10 protein-coding genes, 1 tRNA gene and 1 pseudogene are annotated in these 15,914 nt (G+C 53.4%); 9 read left to right on the forward strand and 3 right to left on the reverse strand.

Translation table 11 applies throughout. The annotated features are described in order from the left end of the window. Positions 1-90: 90 nt before the first annotated feature. Positions 91-1,407 (forward strand): PAS domain-containing sensor histidine kinase, encoded by a 1,317-nt coding sequence (locus tag KDW_RS14130; RefSeq protein WP_151756552.1) that lies wholly within the window; start codon positions 91-93, stop codon positions 1,405-1,407. A gap of 90 nt (positions 1,408-1,497) precedes the next feature. Here KDW_RS14130 and KDW_RS14135 read toward each other — a convergent pair whose 3' ends face one another. Then, entirely contained in the window at positions 1,498-2,121 is a 624-nt protein-coding gene (locus tag KDW_RS14135; RefSeq protein WP_151756553.1) for an SRPBCC family protein, read from the reverse strand. A gap of 251 nt (positions 2,122-2,372) precedes the next feature. Further along, positions 2,373-3,281 (reverse strand): SRPBCC family protein, encoded by a 909-nt coding sequence (locus KDW_RS14140; protein ID WP_151756554.1) that lies wholly within the window; start codon positions 3,279-3,281, stop codon positions 2,373-2,375. A gap of 297 nt (positions 3,282-3,578) precedes the next feature. On the opposite strand from KDW_RS14140, the gene KDW_RS14145 reads away from it, so the two are divergent. From KDW_RS14145 to KDW_RS14160, 4 genes are all read left to right on the forward strand, one after another. Next, a complete protein-coding gene (locus KDW_RS14145) occupies positions 3,579-4,970 on the forward strand; it encodes an outer membrane protein assembly factor BamB family protein (protein ID WP_151756555.1) in 1,392 nt (463 codons plus the stop codon). Positions 4,971-5,019: 49 nt separating this feature from the next. Continuing rightward, positions 5,020-6,369 (forward strand): outer membrane protein assembly factor BamB family protein, encoded by a 1,350-nt coding sequence (locus tag KDW_RS14150; RefSeq protein WP_151756556.1) that lies wholly within the window; start codon positions 5,020-5,022, stop codon positions 6,367-6,369. Between the two features lie 327 nt (positions 6,370-6,696). Further along, positions 6,697-8,013, forward strand: a complete 1,317-nt coding sequence (locus tag KDW_RS14155) for a helix-turn-helix domain-containing protein (RefSeq protein WP_151756557.1) — start codon at positions 6,697-6,699, stop codon at positions 8,011-8,013. A gap of 293 nt (positions 8,014-8,306) precedes the next feature. After that, on the forward strand, positions 8,307-9,590 hold the full coding sequence (locus KDW_RS14160; RefSeq protein ID WP_151756558.1) for an ArnT family glycosyltransferase: 1,284 nt from the start codon (positions 8,307-8,309) through the stop codon (positions 9,588-9,590). Between the two features lie 92 nt (positions 9,591-9,682). Here the strand turns inward: KDW_RS14160 and KDW_RS14165 are convergent. Continuing rightward, positions 9,683-9,755 (reverse strand) — tRNA-Arg (locus KDW_RS14165). Positions 9,756-10,083: 328 nt separating this feature from the next. On the opposite strand from KDW_RS14165, the gene sufB reads away from it, so the two are divergent. The 4 genes and pseudogenes from sufB (at position 10,084) to KDW_RS14185 (ending at position 15,843) form a co-directional block, all read left to right on the forward strand. Next, positions 10,084-11,484 (forward strand): Fe-S cluster assembly protein SufB, encoded by a 1,401-nt coding sequence (gene sufB / locus KDW_RS14170; protein WP_151756559.1) that lies wholly within the window; start codon positions 10,084-10,086, stop codon positions 11,482-11,484. A 375-nt stretch (positions 11,485-11,859) separates the two neighbouring features. Continuing rightward, positions 11,860-12,534 (forward strand): uracil-DNA glycosylase, encoded by a 675-nt coding sequence (locus KDW_RS14175; protein ID WP_151756560.1) that lies wholly within the window; start codon positions 11,860-11,862, stop codon positions 12,532-12,534. 236 nt (positions 12,535-12,770) lie between these two features. Further along, positions 12,771-14,308 (forward strand): annotated as a pseudogene (locus KDW_RS14180) (MFS transporter). 41 nt (positions 14,309-14,349) lie between these two features. Further along, positions 14,350-15,843 (forward strand): gluconokinase, encoded by a 1,494-nt coding sequence (locus KDW_RS14185; protein ID WP_151756561.1) that lies wholly within the window; start codon positions 14,350-14,352, stop codon positions 15,841-15,843. Positions 15,844-15,914: the final 71 nt, after the last annotated feature.

Consider the following 15,914-nt stretch of genomic DNA (forward strand, 5'->3'; position numbering starts at 1 on the left):
GTGTGTATTTTTTATGAATAGGCTATTGAAAAAGCTATCGTGAGCGGCATGTGGATATTGATTTCTACTCGCCTGACAAGGAGATGAGGGTTGAATGGTTCAGTGCATATGGATCAAGAACTTCTAAAGGAAGTGAAAAAATTACGGGCCAGGGTGGCCAGATTAGAGCAAGAACGTGAACAGGCGCTTGTTCATGGCCAGCAGGAACTGGAGAGCTTACGGGATACAGAGCCACTGGAGAATGCATCCAGGGTTGATGAGCGGCATGTGGCCCTGGAGGCGGTATTTGATACCCTTGAAGATGCGCTGGTAGTCTACGCTCCTTCGGGTGATATTATCCGTGCCAACCGGGCATTTTATCGGCTGTTGAAGATAGAGCAGCCGTTGGAGTATATTCAGCAGCCGATGGAGGCTCGTAGTCAGCTGGTACACATGTGTGATGAGCGTGGGGAACCGATGCCAGAGGAGTCGTGGCCGGTGATGCGTGTATTGCGTGGCGAAGTGCTTGGTAGTGGGGATGCCACAGATATTACGTTTGTGACAATGGATGGGTGTCAGGTCCAGGCTGATATCAGTGGTGCGCCGATACGTGATCGTGCAGGCAATATTACCGGGGCTGTGCTGGCCTTCCATGATGTGACGTTACGCAAGCAGCAAGAGCAGCGCCATGTCGAGGAAACCCGGCGCATGGATGAGTTTTTGAGTATTGCCAGCCATGAGTTGCGCACGCCGATGACAACGATCAATGGCAATATCCAACTGGCCAAACGTCGCGTTAAAAGCTTGAGCCTGCCCGATGGTGGTCCGGCGGGCTATGAAGATAAACTCACCTTGATCCAGGAGTTGTTGAGCCGTGCGGAGCGCCAGGTGCGTATTCAGAATCGACTGGTGGGAGATCTGCTGGATGTGTCGCGGATTCAAGCTAGTCGCCTGGAATTGAATGTGATTGATTGTGATCTGGCGGAGATTACACGCGAAGCCGTCGAAGATCAACGCTTTGCGGTCCCCAATCGCACCATCCTGTTACATGATGTACCCGCTGATGTCGCGCTGCCTATTCAGGCGGATGCGGATCGTATCAGTCAGGTAGTCACCAACTTTCTGACCAATGCCCTCAAATATTCGGCCGCAGATCGCGTGGTTGAGGTCCAGATTGAGTTGCAAGGCAAGTTTGCCCGTGTCTCTGTACGTGATGGGGGCCCTGGTCTGTCGGCCGAGAATCAAGTGCATCTCTGGGAACGCTTCTACCGCGTACCGGGAATTGAGATTCAAAGCGGCTCAGGTATGGGGCTTGGTCTGGGCTTGTATATCTGCCATACCATCATCGCACTCCACCATGGACAGGTTGGTGTGGATAGTAAAGTTGGCGAAGGCTCAACCTTCTGGTTCAGCTTGCCGCTGGCGTAAGCTCGCAGCGACAAGCGTTGCCGCTACATGTAAAGAAAGGGTACCTGCTGTGATCAATTCATAACAGGTACCCTTTCTTGAGGTTTGTGGTTACTCGTTTTCGTTGCGTCGGACTTTTTCTTCGGCCGTTTCCTCGTTGGGGATGGTGCTCTCGCGTGTCTTGAGTGCATCCTGGCTCATCATTGGATCAGTCTCCATTGACTGCGCCTGGCGACTGGTGGCACTATGGCGGGCAACCACACTCTCATTATGAAAGAGGTAATGTGATTGCATCGGATCCAGGGCTCCGGGTGGTGCCTCTTCGACCATGCGCTCAAATTGTTCGAGATCGTGCTGTAGGATCTCCGCAAAGCGTTCCTCGACGCCAATAGTATCGGCGGCCTTGCCCAGGATGCCAGCGGGTGGCGTGTAGGAGATAAAGACATCGACCCGTGTACGATCATCGCCCATAGGAGCAAAGCGTACCAGGCCTGTGTTGCTTAAGCCACTTGTTGAGCGCCAGCCAATTTGCTGATTGGGAATCCACTTCTCATTGAGAGCATCCCACTCATTGTCGCCCACGATATGCGCAACCCAGTGGCTGCGCTGCTCATCATAATAGGTGACCTCTTTGACGAAGCTCATAAATTTTGGAAAATCATTAAAATGCGTAAAGAACGCATAGACCTGTTGTACTGGAGCATGTACCGTGACTGATGCATGATGTTCAGACATATATTCTCCTCCTTTGACCACAAACCAGATATGATTGCCCGTCAGGCGAGCGTGTCCCCCTTCTGCCTGTAATCAAGGAAAACACAATGACCAGGCTTGCTCTGCCTCGCGTTATGCTATGGGTATGGCGAGCATGTGCCTGGTCATGTGTTCATTATCAGGATGTTTGACTACTACGACCGCCTGGCGCAATGAATATCTATCCTATTACACGTAGCAGCGGCCGAAACGGTTGTTCTGATGGATGAAAATTATTCGGTTGTTGGTGGCTTCGCGGCAATAGTGGGTTTGACCTGACGGCGGGCCGTCATGGGATCCTGTCCCATGTTGGGGTTGCGCAGGCGTGTGCCATCTCGATCGCCTAAGCCACGGGCCCAGGCCGCATAACTCTGGCGTGGATCGAGAGGGACCGTCGCAGCCTTACGGCGCGCAACTTCGCGCTCCGCCTCTTCTTGCCGTCGCTTGATGGCTTCCTGAGCCAGAATGGCATCCTGTTCCCGTTGCAGGTCTCTTTCGCGTCTGATGCGCTCCTGTTGTGCTGCTTCCTGTTCGGCTTTCAAGCGCTGGCGCCGCTCATTTTCCTGAATAATCTTCTGCTGGCGCTCAGTCAGCGCAGTCGGACTCATCATCGGATCCTTCGCCATGGCGGCCCGCTGGCGTGGTGTGATCTCGCCTTTCTGGGCGGCGCTTTCCTGATGGAACAGATAATGGGAAGACATAGGGTCTAGCGCGCCTGCAGGGGCTTCTTCAACCATGCGGGCGAAATGGTGTAAATCTTTTTGCAGGATCGAATCAAAGTAGGCATTAATGCCCAGATTCTCGCCCAGGCCACCGAGAGGTCCGGTGGGTGGTGTATAGCGCAGATAGACATCGACACTGGTTCGCTCAGGACCAAGCGCGCGAAACTTGACGCGCCCCGCGTTTTTGAGGCCTCGAGTTGAACGCCACCCCACCTGTTCATCCGGAATCCAATCCTCATTCACGGCGTCCCACTCATATTGTCCCAACACCTTCACAACCCAATGGCTCCGCTGCTCATCACGGTAGGTAACCTCTTTCACAAAGCTCATGAATTTGGGAAAATCATTGAAGTGTGTGAAGAGTGAATAAACCTGATGCACTGGAGCTTTGACGATAACCGATGCTGAATGTTCAACCATAACAGTTCTCCTTGTCGAGGGAGATGCACATCTCAGTAGGGATATACCGATTGCATATCTAACGATCGAGTAGTGACTGACATTTTTTCAGGCGTACGGGTTTCGACTTCAGATTGACTTTGTATGGTGCTACTAGCACTAAGGATTTCTTAGTATAGCACATTGATTCAAGGTAATCAATCATGTTTCACACGCAGGTCCGTGGCCCGGAACTTTACAAAAAGGGGCGTGTGCGATTAGACTTATTTGTAGTAAGTTCTGTCCGTAACTTGTTGAAGCGTCCTTAAGAGATGCCATGTGCATAAAGATGAACAGAGGGATCTGCTAGACGATGAATTTGAGATCGTGGATTTGGAGGATGGGGAGCGACACGTCTGGCCAGGATTGAATTTTTTGCAGGGACAGCGTTTCTCGCGCCGCGTGAGTGGCTATCTGGTTGCTCTGATACTGGTGACGGCAGTGATCGGGCTGGTAGTGCTGGGGCCGAACCTGGCCTTTGTCTCGCAGCGGCTAGTGGGAGGAGCGCAGAAGATACAGGCGAATAGAGGGGCGGTAGTGATAGGTACCCCGGTGGCGCAGGAGCAACAACTTCCAATCGTGACGATGGAGACGCTTGGGGACGTGATTGTGGTGTGGACCTCTCCAGCTATGCAGGATGCAGCGGGTCGGATTGTGGCACTCTCTCGTGGCACCGGTCAGGTGCGCTGGGAATCGCAACCGACGATCATGGCGATGGGCGTTGCTGATGGCAAGTTGTGGGTACAGGAGGCTGATAACTCGCTCAACGGTATCAGTGCGCACGATGGCTCACTGGTCTGGAAACGGGACCTGCCGCCCGCATCTCATGTGGTAGATGTGCACGATGGCTTGATCTATGTCCAGAATATCCAGCTTGCTCTATTTGTGTATCATATCGCCGACGGTTCGCTACAGTGGCAATATGCCCATGCCGATCGGATTGTGCAGTTTGGTCCGGGAATGATCTATGTGACTAAGGCGTATAGCTCGGTGCTGAGTGTGCTGATGGGTCTGCGTGAGCGTGATGGGAAGGTGGTCTGGCAATATACGCTGCCGATGGTGCCACAGTCGCTGAAAGTGGATCAGGATATTGCTTATGTGTCAGGCATGAATGATCTGCTGATCGCGGTGCGTGTGGGTGCCAGCCAGTCGCTCTGGGAGCAGCAGTTGAAACTGGGAGATGTGGTGTCGCAGGCGGTAGATGGTCGCGTCTATGTTGAGCTTGCCGGCCATAAGCGCCTGGATGTGCTGGATGGGCATACTGGCTCGTTGGCCTGGAGCTTCCAGCAATCAGACCTCTCGCTGGTGGCGGTGCAGCAGCAGCTGGTCTACATCAAGGTCTTTCAGGGAGTCACGGTCCTTTCCAGTCAGCACGGCACAACTATCTGGAGCTATGGCACCAGCATTACCGCACCGAATATTCAAATGGATGGTGGGGTACTCTATGCGAACTCGCTCGTGGATGGCGTGGTCAATGCCATGGATGCAACCACAGGCAAGCTGCTCTGGCATTATGATGCTTTTTCTACCACCAATAAGCCAGCGAAGCAACAGGCGGCCGTGGGCAAAATCGAGTCCGGGGTGCTCTATCTGGTGCTCAGGAGCGATCTCTCTCTGCGTGCGCTGGACACCCATACGATGGTCATACTCTGGCAAACCGCGCTGAATTGAAGCGTGTAACCAGCAATATCGATCACTGAAAGTGAAAGGGGATGCAGGGATGCAGGATGATGATGTTATTGAGATTATTGATCTGGACCGGCCGGAGGGCACAGGCTCTTCCAGTGGAGGAGCTTTTTCACACCGGAGCCGCCTGTGGCTGGGTGCGTTGACCGGTATCGGGATTGTGGTGACACTGGTGTTGTTTGGTCCGGCTTTAGCGCCTCTGTTTGGAATGACGCAGGCGACGCAGCCAGCCAATCCGATACCGCAGACTGCTGGTGTGGGACACACGCCGCCGCTGCTCTCGATGGTCACAGACGGGGATGTCGGCCTGGTGAAGGAGGCTCCTTCTTATTCCGGGGTCATCGGCCGTCTCTATGCGGTGCAGACAACGACGGGACGCTCGCTATGGCAGGTCGCGCAACCTGTACGCGAGTTCGGAATGGCTGATGGTAAGGTGTATGTGTATAAAAGCACATATGTGCTGGCAGTGCTGAATCGACAGACGGGCGCGACGGTGTGGCAAAAGCAACTGGACGTGGATGCTGCGGTGGTTGGGACGCTGGAGCAACAGCTGTATGTGAGTGAGGGCGATCAACTGGCGGCGTATGATGTGAACACAGGCGCACGGCTCTGGAGTCGAACGCGGGTGGGGAGTTTTCTACAGGTGGATGCTGGCCGGATCTATACCTTTGCCAATAGCCGTACCGGTTGGGCCTTGCTGGCCTTGCGACCGCAGGATGGGAAGACGGTCCAGACCTATATGATGATGGATGTCTACCTGCGCTCGATCCAGATTGAGCATGGCCTGGCGTATGTGGTGCAGGCCGATGGCGTCCTGTTTACGCTGCGGCTCACGGATCATCGCCAGCTATGGCGGCAGGCGCTACCAGACAACTCGACGGTGGCTCGGATCCTGGATGGCCGTATCTATCTGGATATTTATGATCAGGGTAAGGACAACTTGATCGAGGTGCTGAATGGCAGCAATGGCCACCTGCTCTGGAGCTATAGCTATGGCTATGTCTCAACCACCGATGTACAAAATGGGATTGTGTATGTGAGCGCGCATAGCAGTGTCAGCGCTTTACGGGTGGAGACAGGCCAGTTACTCTGGCACTACGAGACCGGCTTCCTGGATCCTGCGATTCAGATTAATGATGGCATCGTCTATATCAACTCGCTCTCCGCAGGCGTCATCGATACCCTCAATGCCCGCACCGGCCAGCACATCTGGCACTATACCACTCCACAGGGAGGGAAAGGCCAGTCTATGATCCAGAACTTTATCGTCCACGTTGATGGGGGCATTGTGTATATTGCCGCCGTCAATAATTTTACGCTCAACGCTATCAATGCCAGCGATAAAAGCCTGCTCTGGAATACGCCCATCCATGTCAACACGTAAAGTTAGCGCTGGATGGGAACATGGTCCAGGGATGAATACCAGATCAGGAGGGAAAGTGACCTTCAGGCTATAGCGAACAAATTTCCAAACTGGTAAGAAAAGTGATTTATTCGTTCTGAAGCGGGTTCTCACGTCCTTTTAGCGCCATGTTTTTTTACGGTCCAAGCTCAAAAAACATGGTATAGTTTCACTGATTGTGTTTTCAGAGGATTGCATATGTTAGCGTAATCGCTGCGGATTACCCCCGAGGGAGTAGAAGAGCATTGCATCTAGCTGGTAGGATAGAAGGGCTTGAACACAAGTCTTATAACAGAGAGAGGACCACCGATGAACTGGCAAGGCGCTTTTCGTATTCTTATCCGCGTCATTTTTATTTTTGCGTATATAGCTTTCCTGGCGGCGTCGATCCGACATGTCGCCACATTTTTCCATAATTTTGAAGCAGATCCAAACGACTGGGTGAATCCTTATACGCTGGCAGTAAGCATTGACCTGACGGCGCTGGTCCTTACAGTCGGTGTGATGTTTTTCCGAGGGAATATGCCCTGGTATGCGCAGGGTTTTACCTGGGTCTTTATCGTGGCGTTGACGGCCTTTAGCTGGTTTGTCAACTGGGAATATGCCATGACCTTCCAGGGCAATGATCTGCGTGTCAATGATACATTGAGGATGCTCAATCCTATTCTGGCCTCATCTTTTGCTTTCTTAAATCTGGCTTATTCGGTGGTGGCGGAGTTCTTTAGCTCTAAGAATAAGACTGCCGCTGAACTGGCTGCCGAAGTTGATGAACTGGAACTTCTGGAAGCGCAGCAGGTGCGCCTGGCTGAATATCGCGAGCGCACAAAGCAGCCGAGTATCATTCAACGTGTGAAAAAGACCGCCATCGAGGCTCGTGAGGCTGTCAATGAGGTCTTAACCGCAGAACAGATCGAGAATCAGCAGGTAACCGTCGCCAGTGCCGCTCAGCAGTTGACCCCGGCTATCCAGCCTGAGATCGTGGCCGAGACGCCTGTGCCTGCTATGGTGGCTACTGAGCAGCCACTGGCCAGTCAGAGTGTTGCGCCACTGACCCATGAGGAACCAGCCGCACCACAGTTTGTACAACCTGAGGAGCCAGCCTTTGTTGCTCCCGTTGTAGGCGAACCACAGACAGAGACCGTACAGCCTGTCAACGAGGAAGTCGTGACCAGCGAACTGGTGGAGCGTAGCGAGGATGAGGAGAATCTGATTACCGAGCCACTATCCCTGGATGCTTATGAGTATACCGTCGAGACCCGCCAGGATAGCACGCAACTGGAGCCACTGGAGGATTTCACCCTGTCGCGAGATCATCCTCTCAGTGATGTCTTTCTGCCGGCCTGGGCAGGTGGCGAGGACACCAATACGTTCCTGACCTCCGAAGAGATGCAGCCGTATATCCCAACAAGTGATACTGGCTCGATGTCCAGGATCTCATCGGCCACCGGCAAATTGACACGCCGCAAACCGATGACTGTTCCTGAAGCCGCCGAAGCTCTGGCACTCTCCGAGCGCCGGATCCGTGAGTTGCGCAGCCAGGGTATTCTGGTCACCGACGAGAGTAATAAAATCAAGGTTGCCAGCGTCAATGCCTATCTCGGCAAACGTAAAGTCAAAACAACATAAGTACGTCCCGTTTATAACTTCCAGGTGGTGAGTGTAGCGCTTCTTGTCAGACTCACCACCATTGCCACGCCCCCTGATTTTTATCACCAGTACACTACCCTTTCAGGGGGTCCTTTATGCTGAAATATGTAGTAATCTCCCTGAATTAATGATATTATGGTGGCACAAAAGAGAGTATCTATCGTGTGCTATATATCTATAGCTGCTTCCAGTTACAAAGAAATCTTAATCACACCAATAACGAAAAACCTATGGTAACGTACTCATTTGGTAGAAAGATGTAACGAATAGCGATGTCGATTCAAAAGTTTTTTAAATTATATTTTGCTGGCATCATCGTGTTTTGCGTGGCCCTGATCGTCCGCATCGGTTATAATGTATTCGTTGGACATAATTACCAGCCTTTATTTGATGCGCATTTTTTTCGCGATACGGGCTTAAATCTGGTCCATGAGGGATGTTTTTGTCTGCCCGCGCATGTGCATTCGGTTGGACGCGCTCCGATCTGGCCTACAATCATCGGTCTTATTTCTGTCCCATTCGGAACCTCAACCCTGTATCCACGCCTGTTCCTGTGCCTCACGGGCGCGCTTACATGTGTCATTATCTATCTGTTCGCCCAGAATCTGTTTGGACGGCGTGTCGCCCTGATTACTGGCCTGCTGGCCGCCATCTATCCAGGTATGTTTATCTATGATGGCTGGCTCTATTCAGAGGGCTTCTATACCTTTGTACTGACCTGCTTCAGCTACTCATTGTATAAAGTACTGCAGACCAAAAAAATCGCCTGGATGATCGCGAGTGGCTTCTTTATTGCTGCATGTGCCCTGACACGACCCAATGGCTTGATTCTGATCGGACTGGTTTTCCTCTGGGCGCTTGCGCTGTGCGTGGCTAAAGGTATCTCCTGGAAAAAAGGTATCCAGACGTTCGTGATTGCGACCCTGGTTGCCTCCCTCTTCATCATTCCGTGGACTATTCGCAATTATAATGTGACCGGAAAAATCATCCCGATCGAGGTCAGCGAAGGCGCGACCATTGCTGGCTCCTATAACGATACTGTGCTGAAAGAAAATCCTTATGGCTATGGTATGTGGATGCCCCAGCATTACATCTCACCACCGCTGAAGGACAATAAGGATGCCACGGAGACTGAGGCTGGTCTGCATTGGATTCGCACTCACCTCAGCTCGATGCCGTATCTGTTGACGCTACACTTCGCGAACCTGTGGGTTCCGTACACTTCGGAGTTAGGGTTGCCGATGATGCAGAATCCGGGCGCGATCTCGTCGCGTATTGTCTGGAATATGGTCTGGATCATGACACCCATCATCATCGCAGTGGCGGCGCTGGGCCTGCTGCTGACCTGGCGGCGCTGGAAAGAACTGCTGGTGGTCTACCTGCTCATTCTGCTGACGTGTGCGACCTGTATCGCGTTCTATGGTAGCTCGCGCTTCCGCGCACCGATTGAGCCCCTGCTGATCCTCTTAACGGGAGCCTGTATCTGGTGGTTCAGTAGCGATGCTCCGGGCTCGTTACGCTATTATCGCCAGCATAAAACATGGCGCGAGGAGTAAGGGATTCTTTTAGCTGCGGGTGCTTCTTCATAAGTTATGGAGAGGCACTTTTTTTGTGGTAAATTGGGTGGGGTGGATAAGACAAAAAAAAGCGCGCCCAGCAGGGTTCGAACCTGCGGCCAACCGCTTAGAAGGCGGTTGCTCTATCCACTGAGCTATGGGCGCTTACATGAAGGATGAGGTGCATCCTGTGTTTTTTCATAATAACAAGGATGATTGTGTACTGTCAAGTACTTGAGTCCTGAATTTTGGGGGATATGGTTGTACGCGGAGAGGCCGCAGGCGTGAGGCCTGCCGTTACGTTGGGGATATGGTCGTACGCGAAGGGGTTACAGCGACAAGCGCTGTCGGTACGGGCTGTTCAGCCTTGACATTGATGCTAAAAGCTCCTATAATACAATTAAATCCGAGTTCAGAAGTAAGGATTAACCAACAAGGAAAGCACGTGGCTTTCTATGTCTCAGATAGAATCAGCCAGCAAGTGGAGTGAATCATGAGTCAAGCATTTGAATTGGAACAGGGTAACTACAGTGCTGGGTTCCATGTAAAAGAAAATTATACATATAAGTCCGAACGCGGACTGACCCGCAAGGTCGTCGAGCAGATTTCCGAGATGAAGGGCGAACCCAGTTGGATGCGTGACTTCCGCCTCAAGAGCTTCGACCTCTATGAGAAGCGTCCAATGCCCACCTGGGGAGCTGATCTGTCCGGCATCAATTTCGATGATATCTTCTATTATATTAAGCCGGTTGCCCAGCAGGGTAAGAATTGGGATGATATTCCCGCCGAGATTAAAGATACCTTTGATCGCCTGGGTATTCCTCAGGCCGAACAGAAGTATCTGGCCGGTGTGACGGCTCAGTATGAGAGTGAGGCCGTCTATCACAAGGTGCGCGAAGACCTTGAGAAGCTCGGTGTGATCTTCACCGATATGGATACCGCGCTGCGTGAGTATCCCGATATCATTAAAGAGCACTTTGGCTCGATCATTCCACCATCCGATAATAAATTCGCGTCCCTCAATAGCGCGGTCTGGAGTGGTGGTAGCTTCGTGTATGTGCCACGCAACGTGCGTGTAGAGGTGCCTCTGCAGGCATACTTCCGTATTAATGCACAGAATATGGGCCAGTTCGAGCGTACGCTGATTATCGCCGAGCCCGGTTCCTATGTGCACTACGTTGAGGGCTGTACTGCACCAAGCTATACCAGCGATAGCCTGCACAGCGCCGTCGTTGAGATCAAAGCCATGGAAGGCGCTCGCGTTCGCTATACGACGATCCAGAACTGGTCCAAGAACGTGTATAACCTGGTCACCAAGCGTGCCGCCGCCTACCGCGATGCTACGATGGAATGGGTTGATGGTAACCTGGGATCCAAAGTCACCATGAAGTATCCGGCTATCCTGTTGATGGAGCCAGGTGCACGCGGTGATGTGTTGTCGGTCGCTTTTGCGAACGATGGTATGCACCAGGATGCCGGCGCGAAGATCACCCACCTGGCCCCGCATACGACCTCACAGATCCTGTCGAAGTCGGTCTCAAAGGGCACAGGCCGTTCCTCATACCGTGGACTGGTCCGTATCAATCCAGGTGCGCATCACACCAAGTCAAGCGTGCGTTGTGACGCTCTCTTGCTGGATGAGAACGCCCGTACAGATACGTATCCAACCATTCGCGTTGAAGAGAACCAGACCGAGATCGGCCACGAGGCCACCGTCTCCAAAGTCGGCGATGACCAACTCTTCTACCTGATGAGCCGTGGTCTGGATGAGTCCGAGGCCTACTCACTCATCGTCAATGGTTTCATCGAGCCAATCACCAAAGAGCTCCCGATGGAATATGCCGTTGAACTCAATCGCCTGATCCAGCTGGAGATGTCCGGTAGCGTAGGCTAGTCGGCGAGCGGTCCAGGACCGTTTATCCACGATAATAAAGAGAAAGAGCTTCCCACACCGGGAGGCTCTTTTTTGTGTCATAAATGGAAAGGGAAAATGTAAAAAGGGACATGACATGTAGGTTCGACCCTCGCGGTCGATTGTCCTGGCCTATGATAACGCCTATTCAAATATGATTCATTTGAGGTATGGATCGCGCTGTAGCGAGCATAGGTCGAGAGAGAGCATAATCGACCGCGAGGGTCGAACCTACGTTTCGTTTGGGGAAGGATTGCCGTTTTGGGGTTGGTATGAAAGAATAGATGGGAAAATAAGGGTAACAAGGGGCTATGGCTATTTTTGTTACGCTGAAATAAAAGAATTAAAGGAAGTTGTATGCAGATTGATATTCCGCAAAGCTGGCATGAGCATCTGGCTGATGAATTTGAGAAGCCGTATTTCCAGAAGTTGGCGCAGTTTGTTGATGAGGAGCGTCAAAAATATACGGTGTTTCCTCCTGAGGAGGATGTGTTTTCGGCTTTTCAGCATACACCTTATGAGAATGTAAATGTGTTTCTGCTGGGTCAGGATCCTTATCATGATAATAATCAGGCCCATGGTCTCTGCTTCTCGGTACGCCCGGGGATCAAGCCACCGCCGTCGCTGGTGAATATGTTGAAGGAGTTGCGCGAGGATCAGGGCTGTACGATTCCGAATAATGGCTATCTGGTGCCGTGGGCGGATCAGGGGTTGATGTTTAATGCGGTACTGACCGTACGCGCCCATCAGGCGAATTCGCATAAGAATCATGGCTGGGAAACCTTCACGGACCATGTGATCCGCGTGGTGAATGCGAAGGAGAGTCCGGTGATCTTTGTGCTGTGGGGAGGCTATGCGCAGAAGAAGAAGGCTTTGATCGATACGAGCCGTCATACGATTATCGAGTCGGCCCATCCATCACCGCTGTCGGCGCGCAATGGCTTTTTCGGCAGTCGCCCCTATAGCAAAATTAATCAGGCGCTCAAGGCGGCTGGCAAGCCTGAGATCGATTGGCAATTGCCGAATCTCTGAGGTACGGTCCGTGTCACGTAGGTTCGACCGCAAGGGTCGAACCTACGTTTTCGCCAGAGCGTGTACAATATGGAGGATGGAATCATGATGTATGTTTATCCATCCTCTTTTTGGTGACTTGCATGAGCGAAAGAAGCGAGCTGATGACTTCGAGGACAAAAGGTTTCTGGATTCTCCTGGCGACTATTCTGGGTTCGAGTATGGCGTTTATTGATGGAAGTGTGGTGAATGTGGCGATGCCGCGTATTCAGCTTGAACTTAATGCCAGCGCGGCCAGCGTGCAGTGGGTCGTAGAGGCCTATGCGTTATTTCTGGGGGCGTTGATTCTGGTTGGCGGTTCGATGGGAGATCTCTTCGGGCGCAAGCGGATGTTTGCGCTGGGGATTGTGATTTTCGCGGCTGCCTCGGTCTGGTGTGGCCTGACCTCGGATATTACGCAGTTAGTGGTGGCGCGGGCCGTCCAGGGGATCGGGGGCGCGCTGCTGACACCTGAGAGTCTGGCCATCTTGCGGGCCTCCTTTGATGAGGGGCAGCGCGGTAAGGCGATCGGTATGTGGTCGGCGTTCTCGGCGATTACTTCGGCGCTGGGACCTGTGCTGGGGGCTGGCTGGTGCAATATGCTTCGTGGCGCTGGATCTTCTTTATTAATCTTCCGTTTGCGATCATTGTGCTGGTGGTGCTCTATTTCTTTGTGCCGGAGAGCCGTGGCGAGCAGGCTAATCGCCACCTGGATCTCGCGGGTGCCTTCCTGGCCACCATTGGACTGGGCCTGCTGGTGTTTGGATTGATCGAGGCCAATACCTATGGCCTGGTCCATCCGCTTGTCGTAGGCTGTGTGCTGGGTGGCATTATTGCCCTGATCGCTTTCATCATGGTCGAGCGCCGCAGTCCAGCGCCGATGATGCCCTTACAACTGTTTCAGTCGCGTCTCTTTAGTGGCACTAACCTGTTGACCTTCTTCCTCTATGCCGCGCTGGGTGCGACGCTGTATTTTCTGCCCTTTAACCTGATGCGCGTCCAGGGCTATACGCCTACTGCAGCTGGCTCGGCCCTGTTGCCCTTTACGCTGCTGATGTTCACGCTCTCGCGCTGGTCCGGCGGACTGGTGGTGCGCTATGGGGCGCGGCTGCCGCTGGTCGTAGGACCAATCATCGTAGGATGTGGCTATCTCCTGTTTGCTGTTCCAGGGATCGGTGGTAGCTATTGGACGACGTACTTTCCGGCGGTGGTGGTGCTGGGATTGGGAATGTCGATTACGGTGGCGCCGCTGACGACGACGGTGATGGGGGCGGTCGAAGATCAATATGCTGGTACCGCCTCGGGCATCAATAATGCGGTGGCGCGTATCGCTGGTCTGCTGGCGATTGCTATCTTCGGGCTGGTGGTCCTCTCTACCTTTAATCTCGCCCTGGATAATCGCCTGGCCACTCAGAACGTGTCAACTGCTACCAGTCAGCTACTGGATACCGAGCGTCCCAAACTGGCGGCGGCCGTGGTTCCTGCCAGTGTGGATGCGCCTACGCGGGCCAGATTGCAACAGGATATCTCAGAGTCCTTTATCACCGGTTTCCGGGTCGCCTCGTTTATCTCGGCCGGCCTGGCCTTTGCCAGCGCAGTTTGTGCCGCTGTGACCGTGCCCTCACACCGTAGGGCTATACAAAAGGCCAGACAAGAGCGAGAATGTGGGGATAACGCGTGTACACTTATGTATGCCCATAGCGAGATTGAACTGGCGCATGACGCGGATATGTCCGATGCGAGCCAGAAATCTTGATAATAGTAGTATTGTAGCTTTATTTTGTTGGAGTGTTTTGTATGGCTAAGACACAATCTATTTCTATCCTGTCGCTGGATGTCGGTACATCCTCGACGCGCGCCCTGTTGTTCGACGCTACGGGCAAAGCTATGCCTGATATGGTGTCCCAGCATACCTATGAACTGACCACGTCGGGTGAGGGTGAGGTATCGGTGGATGCGGATCACCTGGTTGATGTGGTGGCCCAGACTATCGACGAGGTATTGAAAAAAGCTGGCAAGCTCTCGGCTCCCATCGGCGCGGTCGCCACGGATACGTTCTGGCATAGCCTGCTGGGCGTGGATGAGCATAATAAGCCTTTGACGCCGGTGATTACGTGGGAGGATACACGCGCCTTTGGGGCGGCCCGTGAGCTACGTAAGCAGTTTGATGAGAAGGCGGTCCATGATCGCGTGGGTGTGCGCTTCCATGCCAGCTACTGGCCCGCTAAACTACGCTGGCTGGCCGAGAATCAGCCGCAGGTCTTTAAGAACGTCAAGCAATGGATCTCCTTTGGGGAGTATCTGTATCGCAAACTGCTGGGCAAATCGGTCTGTAGCCTCTCGATGGCCTCAGCGACCGGTCTGCTCGGTATCAAGACGCGGCAGTGGGATCCAGAGTTGATCAAGGCCCTGAAAGTACGACCTGAGCAGTTGCCAGAGATTGGTGATTTTAAGGACGCGATCAAGGGATTGCAGGCAGAGTATGCGAAACGCTGGCCGGCCTTGCATGACGTGCCCTGGTATGCGCCGATCGGTGATGGGGCCTCCGCCTGTATTGGTACCAACTGCGTCAGTAGCGAAAACTGGTCCCTGACCATCGGCACTTCCAGTGCTATCCGTGTTGTCGTGGCCCCCGATCGCCTGGCCGCGCCGCCGCTGGGTCTGTGGCAATACTATATCGATGGGAAACGGGCCGTGGTGGGCGGAGCTATGAGTGAAGGTGGCAACTTGCTGGCCTGGCTGACCGAGTCCTTCAAACTACCAACCCTCCAGGAGGCCGAGCCACTGGTCGCCGCCCTCAAGCCTGACAACCATGGACTGACGATCCTGCCGTTTCTCTCAGGTGAGCGCAGCATCGGCTGGCACGCCGAGGCCCGCATGACCATCTCCGGCATCTCCAACCATAGTACGCCCGCCGAGATCTTACGCGCTGGCATGGAAGCCCTGGCCTATCGCCTCAACGTCATCCATAGCCAGTTACTGCAGGCGCTCGACATCAAACCGGCCGATCACCGCCTGATGGCCAGTGGTGGCGCACTCTTCCATTCTCCACTGCTGCGACAAATCATCGCCGACACCCTCGATACCAGCATCTATCCATCCCGTGAGCAAGAAGCATCCGCACGGGGCGTGGCGATCCTGGCCCTCGAAGCCCTCAACGTCCTCCCCGAGGCCGCCGCCAGCCAACCCGAGATCAAAGATCCAACCAGACCCAATTCCCATGACGGCCAGATCTATCGTAAGGCCGCCGCCCGCCAGGATACCCTCTACCACCAACTTCTCGCAGACTAAAGCATATATGGGGCCATTCACACCGGATGGCCTCGTATGCTTCTTAAGTTGGCATCGACGTACCGGTAGCG

The sequence above is a fragment of the Dictyobacter vulcani genome (assembly GCF_008974265.1).
Taxonomy (GTDB): Bacteria; Chloroflexota; Ktedonobacteria; order Ktedonobacterales; family Ktedonobacteraceae; genus Dictyobacter; species Dictyobacter vulcani.